We start from the raw sequence: 6,086 nt of genomic DNA on the forward strand, positions 1-6,086 counted from the left end.
GCAGGCATCCTCATCGGGGAATCGCTGCTGAAACTCGAAAATAGTAAGGCTGTCGAACTTCTTCTCCATACTCTAAATCATTTATACCCCTAAAATACTACATTTATCCGTATTGGCTGAATGCCTAATTCAAATAACTATTTTGAGTGGGGTAAAATCAGTAATCGATGTTTCCACCACAAGGAGATCATCGTACTTTGCAGGAGCAAAGTATTTAACGGTTAAACTACTAAGCGGCATAAAGATGCCCATGCTCTCCAACTCCGTGTATGGTAGTCCAATTTGCCTAAATAGTTCAGTGCGACCCATTTCGAAATATAGTGGATAGGAGGCGTGATGTACTATTCCCATTTGGTCAGTCTCTCCATACCTTACCCGAAACTCAGTATAATTAATCATCAATATCAGTTTTACGAAAAGGGTGAATTTGGTTCCTTTGCCATGTGGCTGTAAAATAGCCTATCGAGTAGTTTTGGTGCAAAGAACTTCAAGAAAAGTGTCGCCTTACCGTCAAAATCCATCACCAGCTGGCGTTTTCTACGGGCAACACCATTTGCAATTCTTGTAGCAACCTCTTCTGCCGTCATCATTTTTCCCTCTTGCCGGGGTGACTCCCCTTGTGCTGATCCGTTGGCTGTCAATGCATTTTTACGTACGTTGGATGCGGTAAACCCTGGTGCAGCAATCATTACATGGAGGCCATTATGCAGGTTTTCTATCCTAATTGTTTCCAAAAAACCATGTATAGCATATTTTGATGCGCTATAACCGGTTCGTGCCGGCAGACCATGAAATCCGGCCACAGAGGACACGCCAACAAGGCTTCCCCTTGCCAGGATTAAGGCGTCATAGAAGTATTTGGTGCAATATACTGTACCCCAAAAATTCACATCCATAAGTTGGTGCATTACAGAAAGGTCCAAATCCTTAAATGTAGCGCGCATTGATACGCCAGCATTATTAATCAAGACATCAGTTTTACCAAACTTTACCTGGACTTCTGCTGCAAAACGCTTGCAATCTGCCTCAATGGAAACATCCACTTTTGAAATCAGGCTTTGGTAACCTAATTGTCGAAATTCAGCGTCAATTTTTTCTAACTCAACAAAATTTCGTGCGGCAAGAGCGATGCTTGCTCCCCTCCGACCAAATTCATGGGCCAAGGCAAGTCCAATTCCAGAGGAAGCTCCGGTTATAACAACTACTCTATCAGCAAAATCCTTCATATTTATTACTTTTTAAGTATATAACGGTCAGTGCAATCATCGAAATCGCAAGAATTCCAAATTTGTCTCCAGCGCAAGTTGATATTGCCATATAATAACTAACCTGCTTTGCGCTTGCTGCAAAGCTAGCAATAATGCATTATAATTGCTGCCGAGTGCCGTTATAATGCTGATTATCTATTCAATTTTGCCACCCCAATAGTCAACATTTGGCAATGATTGGCTAAACTTATTATTTAGGTTGTTGAGATTCAAGAAAATATCAGATATCTTGAAAATATTAGGAAAATGGTGTTGCAGATAAGGAAAATTTTTGCTTATCTTTGCATCGCCAAATAAAAAAGAACTGATTTCGTAGCTCAGTAGGTAGAGCACATCCCTTTTAAGGATGGGGTCCTGGGTTCGAGCCCCAGCGGGATCACAAAGCAACTCAATTTGAGTTGCATTTTTATTAAATAGTAATTGAGTTATTGAATAATTTTCTTCTAAATGAAATAAGCTAATTCTTGTATGGTATTGAAACGATGGTATAGCTAAGTTGAATATCCATAAAGGAAAAGAGCTCAATACATGTTTCTTTCATATCCTCATCCTCTTCCTCATACTGCCATTCAACCGAAATCGCCACTCCTTGGTGGCTAATCTCGTTCATCTTCTGTAGTAGCATTGCTACATGCTTAAGCGAGGCGGAATTTAAATATCTGAATGAAAAAACTACCTTCACACCCTGTGCTGGCAATAATTCAGATAATTTTGGTAGATCAGATAGCCAATCTAAAACAGGTTGGAACACCTCTTTTACATTCTCAGGGTGACAAACACCTTTCATGAGCAATACGCCATTCTTCCTGTCGTATGAAATCAAAGGTGAGTTCTTTGTGGAGGCTATTACAATATCTAACATGGCAAAGGCAACTATTTATTACTACTATCAGCTAACTTTTTAATCGTAAAAGGAATGTTGATAACCTCGCTAAACTCAATTCCAGCATCCTCTATTTCTAAATCGTTTTCAGGATAACTCCAGATTACCTTCACAGCCTTTCCATTTTTCTGGATTTCTTTAAGTTGACTCAGTACTACCAACAGCATTTTCGACGAGGCCGTATTAAAATATTCCAAAGCAACCTCAAAAACGGTCACTGAATTTGGTGCTTTAACATACTCTTGTATCCATTCTATTACTGGAATGTAAAATGTTTTAACATCTTCGGGAAAAGATTTTCCTATAATTTGAAATATTCCTTTTTCCTGGTCTAGTTCAATTCGTGGTGACGAACCTGATTCTTCTATTAAAAGAGGTCTCATTGTGTAAATTTTCGAGGTGAAAAGCTATGCAATTACCTGTTGGTGGCTGATGAATTCAAATGGTACCCCAACCATGTCGGAATAATCCTGGCCCGCATCATACATGTCTTCATCATCTTCGTGGTAATGCCACTCAATTACTACGTCGTGACTGGCATCCTGTAACGCTTTTATCCTCTCAAATACTTCAAGGAGCATTTTGGAAGAAGCAGTGTTAAAATAGTCCATTTTCATTTTCAAAATGGTTTTTGGGTTGGGTGCTTCTACATATGAATCAAACCAAGCAAGGATTGGTCCATAGAACTCTTTGGCATCTTCAGGTAGCGATTTGCCTGTAAACTCAAAAGTATCTGCATCCTTATCCAACATCACACCCGGAGTTTCTCCAGTTCCTGTTAAAAATAGTGGGCTCATACCTATTTGTATTTTATCTAACTGTTATATTAAACGAAATTAGCAAGAAAGAAAGTAATTAACAACACATCCGATAAAATTAGGAAAGTTTCGTCAAAAACACACAGCATTTTAGTAAAGCGCCCTAAACAAATTATTATTTGAATAGGGCACCCTCATTCCTGTTATCTTGCAAAAGGCTACATAAACTCATTGGACAGCTGGACTGCCCACTTTTCTATGCGTTGTTCATTTTGCTTTGCCTGGTTTTCAAAATCTATAACCAACCCTACGAATTGTTTATCTCTACAAGCCTTAGACGCCTCAAATTTATAGCCATCAGTGGAAGTAAATCCAACCAAAGTTGCACCTAACCCGGAAATCAGCTCGGCCATTATCCCAACTGCATCACCAAAGTTTTCAGCATATTTCACTTGGTCTCCATTACCGAAAATTGCAACCTTTTTATTCTTAAAATCTAGATCTTCCAGCATTGGAACCAGCTCATCCCAGTATGATGGCAGCTCACCGTCGAACCAAGTTGGCACACCAAAAATGTAGCTGCTGTATTGTTTAAACTCCTTATCCCACGCATTATCAACATCAACACCCTCGGCGTTTTCCTTCCCAAGCTTCTCGATTAACTTTTCAGCAACCTTTGCCGTTTTTCCTGACCTAAAGCTGTAAAACACACCTATCTTTTTCATTGTGAATACTTTATTAATTTTAAAAAAAGAGTTCTCGAAACACCCATATTCCGGATTAGTATCCGAGCATTTCCCGAGCGACCACTGCAATTTTATCAGTAGAAGGCAACACTGCCGCCTCCAAGATACGGTTGAATCCAACTGGTGTATATGTCGATCCTACTCGCTTTACCGGAGCATCAAGATATTCAAATGCTTCATCGGCAATAATAGCAGCAAGTTCACCTCCAAACCCACCAAAAACCTTATCCTCGTGAACCACCATGACCTTATTTGTCTTTTTTACTGAGGTTAGGATCGTTTCTTTGTCGAGTGGAACAATTGAACGGATATCGATCACCTCGAGAGACACCTGTAACTCCTTTTCCATAATTTCTGCAACCTCAAGGCACATGTGTGTTGTGTTTCCATAGGTTACAATTGTCAAATCCTTTCCTGTGCGCCGGATACGAGCCTTTCCAAAGGGCACCTCAAATTCTTCTGGTACAAATGTTGCTGCCTTTGGTGCGTTGTAAAGAGCCTTGGGTTCCAAGAAAAGCGTGAGCCCCTTGCTGCGCAATGAAGACCGAAGCAATCCTGCGGCATCATCAGCAAATGATGGGTATACAATTCGCACTCCTGGAATAGCTGCAAGAGAACCTTCTATTGTTTGTGAGTGATATAGGCCACCGCCAATGTATCCGCCGGAGGCAAGCCTTATGGTAACATTAGGAGCAAATTTTCCATTGGTTCGCCAGTAATCATGCGAAGAATCAACGTATTGCTCCATGGCTGGCCAGAAATAGTCAGCAAATTCCGCACCTTCAACAACAACCCTAATTTTATCGCTAAAACGGGACATCCCATTGGCTGTCCCCATGATGTAATCCTCGGCTATGGGAGCATTAAAAACCCTCTCCTTTCCAAATTCCTGCTGCATTCCCTTCGAAACGTTGAAGATGCCTCCCTTCTCCTTATTGGCCATATCTTGACCCCAAATGAAGGTGTCTGGGTTTAGCCTAAATTCTTCCTTCAAGGTTTGATTTATTGCCTCAATAAGCTTTATTGGCTCACCAGTTTCATTATGAAGTCCATCAACATACTTGACTGGTTTATAAGGCTCTGGCGTAACAAAATTGAAGATTGACTTTGGATCAGGATCTGGAGCTGCCATTGCCTTCTTATGTGCGTCCTTAACTTCCGCCTTGACAGCCTCCTCAATTGCTACCAACTCTGCCTCGGTAAATCGGCCATACTTCAGTAGCATTCTACGATACTTGGCTAGAGGATCTTGTGATGCAACGTAGCCAAGCTCATTCTCGTCGCGGTAGAGTTCATGCTTGTCGGAGTTTGAGTGGCTGTGCATTCTAACACAGTTTGCTTGCACAATCGCCGGCATCTGGTTTTCAATAACCCACTGCTTAGCCTCCAGCATGGTGTTCATGGAGTCGAAAACATCCTTTCCATTGCAATGGAAAATTCGGAGATTTTTAAATCCGGTAAAGTTATTGCCAACCTTTCTGTTGGCGGTTTGATCGGCCTTTGGAACAGATATTCCATAACCATTGTCCTGGAAAACAAAAATAACCGGCAAATGCTCATTGGATGCCCCATTTATGGCTTCATATACATAACCTTCAGAAACAGAAGATTCTCCCTGAGAGCTAATTGCAACACCTCGCTGCTTGTAATACTTAAGAGCACGCCCCACGCCAGAAGCATGCTGGGTATGGTTCCCTGTGCAGGAAGAGGTGTTGTGAATATTCCACTCTGGCTTTGCAAAGTGATTGGACATATGTCTTCCACCACTTGCTAAATCGGTAGCTTTACTTATACCATTGAGAATTACCTCTTCGGCAGTAAGACCGGCCGAGATAGCCGTAAGCATATCACGATAGTAAGGGAAAAGATGATCCGTATTTTTATCAAAAGTTTGGCCAATTGCCAACTGTATACCATCGTGACCAGCGTAGGGAGCATGGTAGCTCCACCCAATGGCCTGTTTCAAGTAGTTTGGGGCCCTATTGTCAAGCGATCGACCTAGCGTAAGCAGATGATACCACTTCTCCAGAGTTTCCTTAGGAGTTTGTTTAATTCCGTATTCCTTGTTATTTCTTTTATCCATGATGTATAATCGTTTTCTAGATTAATGTTAAGGGATCAAATTGCTCTAAGTAGTCAGCAATTTTTCTCAAGAATGCGCCTCCAAGTGCTCCATCTACAATGCGATGGTCGTAGGTAAGTGACAGAAATATCTTATGGCGGGGAACAATCATATCGCCATAGGGTGTTTCCATAACAGCTGGCTTTTTCTCAATTGTGCCAACTGCCAAAATGGCCACTTGCGGTTGATTAATAATGGGTGTTCCCATTACGTTTCTAAATGAACCAAAATTGGAGATGGTAAATGTTCCACCTTGAATATTATCGGGTGAAAGCTTGTTGTCCCGAGCCCGTTGAGCGAGTGAGTTAA

The 6,086-nt window shown here is 41.3% G+C and carries 8 protein-coding genes and 1 tRNA gene; 1 reads left to right on the plus strand and 8 read right to left on the minus strand.

Annotated elements, in window-relative coordinates; translation table 11 throughout:
* Positions 1-129: 129 nt before the first annotated feature.
* Together VMW01_14720 and VMW01_14725 are read right to left on the minus strand one after the other, a co-directional pair.
* Positions 130-399: a thioesterase family protein gene (locus tag VMW01_14720; protein HUW07499.1), complete on the minus strand. Its 270-nt coding sequence runs from the start codon at positions 397-399 to the stop codon at positions 130-132.
* An 11-nt stretch (positions 400-410) separates the two neighbouring features.
* Entirely contained in the window at positions 411-1,226 is an 816-nt protein-coding gene (locus tag VMW01_14725; protein ID HUW07500.1) for an SDR family oxidoreductase, read from the minus strand.
* A gap of 348 nt (positions 1,227-1,574) precedes the next feature.
* On the opposite strand from VMW01_14725, the gene VMW01_14730 reads away from it, so the two are divergent.
* Positions 1,575-1,647 (plus strand) — tRNA-Lys (locus VMW01_14730).
* 78 nt (positions 1,648-1,725) lie between these two features.
* Here VMW01_14730 and VMW01_14735 read toward each other — a convergent pair.
* The 6 genes from VMW01_14735 to VMW01_14760 all read right to left on the minus strand — a co-directional run.
* Complete coding sequence (locus tag VMW01_14735) at positions 1,726-2,130, minus strand: DUF1987 domain-containing protein (protein ID HUW07501.1); 405 nt, start codon at positions 2,128-2,130, stop codon at positions 1,726-1,728.
* Positions 2,131-2,141: 11 nt separating this feature from the next.
* Positions 2,142-2,534 (minus strand): DUF1987 domain-containing protein, encoded by a 393-nt coding sequence (locus tag VMW01_14740; GenBank protein ID HUW07502.1) that lies wholly within the window; start codon positions 2,532-2,534, stop codon positions 2,142-2,144.
* Positions 2,535-2,558: 24 nt separating this feature from the next.
* Positions 2,559-2,948 (minus strand): DUF1987 domain-containing protein, encoded by a 390-nt coding sequence (locus tag VMW01_14745; protein HUW07503.1) that lies wholly within the window; start codon positions 2,946-2,948, stop codon positions 2,559-2,561.
* Between the two features lie 179 nt (positions 2,949-3,127).
* Positions 3,128-3,634 carry a flavodoxin gene (locus VMW01_14750; protein HUW07504.1) on the minus strand — a complete coding sequence of 169 codons (507 nt, stop codon included), beginning with the start codon at positions 3,632-3,634 and terminating at the stop codon, positions 3,128-3,130.
* Between the two features lie 55 nt (positions 3,635-3,689).
* Complete coding sequence (locus VMW01_14755; protein HUW07505.1) at positions 3,690-5,738, minus strand: thiamine pyrophosphate-dependent enzyme; 2,049 nt, start codon at positions 5,736-5,738, stop codon at positions 3,690-3,692.
* 16 nt (positions 5,739-5,754) lie between these two features.
* Positions 5,755-6,086 (minus strand): 2-oxo acid dehydrogenase subunit E2 (locus VMW01_14760; protein HUW07506.1); only part of this gene is annotated, 332 nt, incomplete at its 5' end.

It is taken from the genome of Williamwhitmania sp., from assembly GCA_035529935.1.
Classification (GTDB): Bacteria; Bacteroidota; Bacteroidia; order Bacteroidales; family Williamwhitmaniaceae; genus Williamwhitmania.

Bases quoted from the DNA above. Each gene is read 5' to 3' on its own strand.
- VMW01_14720 (HUW07499.1), bottom strand. From the start codon at position 399: ATGATTAATTATACTGAGTTTCGGGTAAGGTATGGAGAGACTGACCAA.
- VMW01_14725 (HUW07500.1), bottom strand. From the start codon at position 1,226: ATGAAGGATTTTGCTGATAGAGTAGTTGTTATAACCGGAGCTTCCTCT.
- VMW01_14735 (HUW07501.1), bottom strand. From the start codon at position 2,130: ATGTTAGATATTGTAATAGCCTCCACAAAGAACTCACCTTTGATTTCA.
- VMW01_14740 (HUW07502.1), bottom strand. From the start codon at position 2,534: ATGAGACCTCTTTTAATAGAAGAATCAGGTTCGTCACCACGAATTGAA.
- VMW01_14745 (HUW07503.1), bottom strand. From the start codon at position 2,948: ATGAGCCCACTATTTTTAACAGGAACTGGAGAAACTCCGGGTGTGATG.
- VMW01_14750 (HUW07504.1), bottom strand. From the start codon at position 3,634: ATGAAAAAGATAGGTGTGTTTTACAGCTTTAGGTCAGGAAAAACGGCA.
- VMW01_14755 (HUW07505.1), bottom strand. From the start codon at position 5,738: ATGGATAAAAGAAATAACAAGGAATACGGAATTAAACAAACTCCTAAG.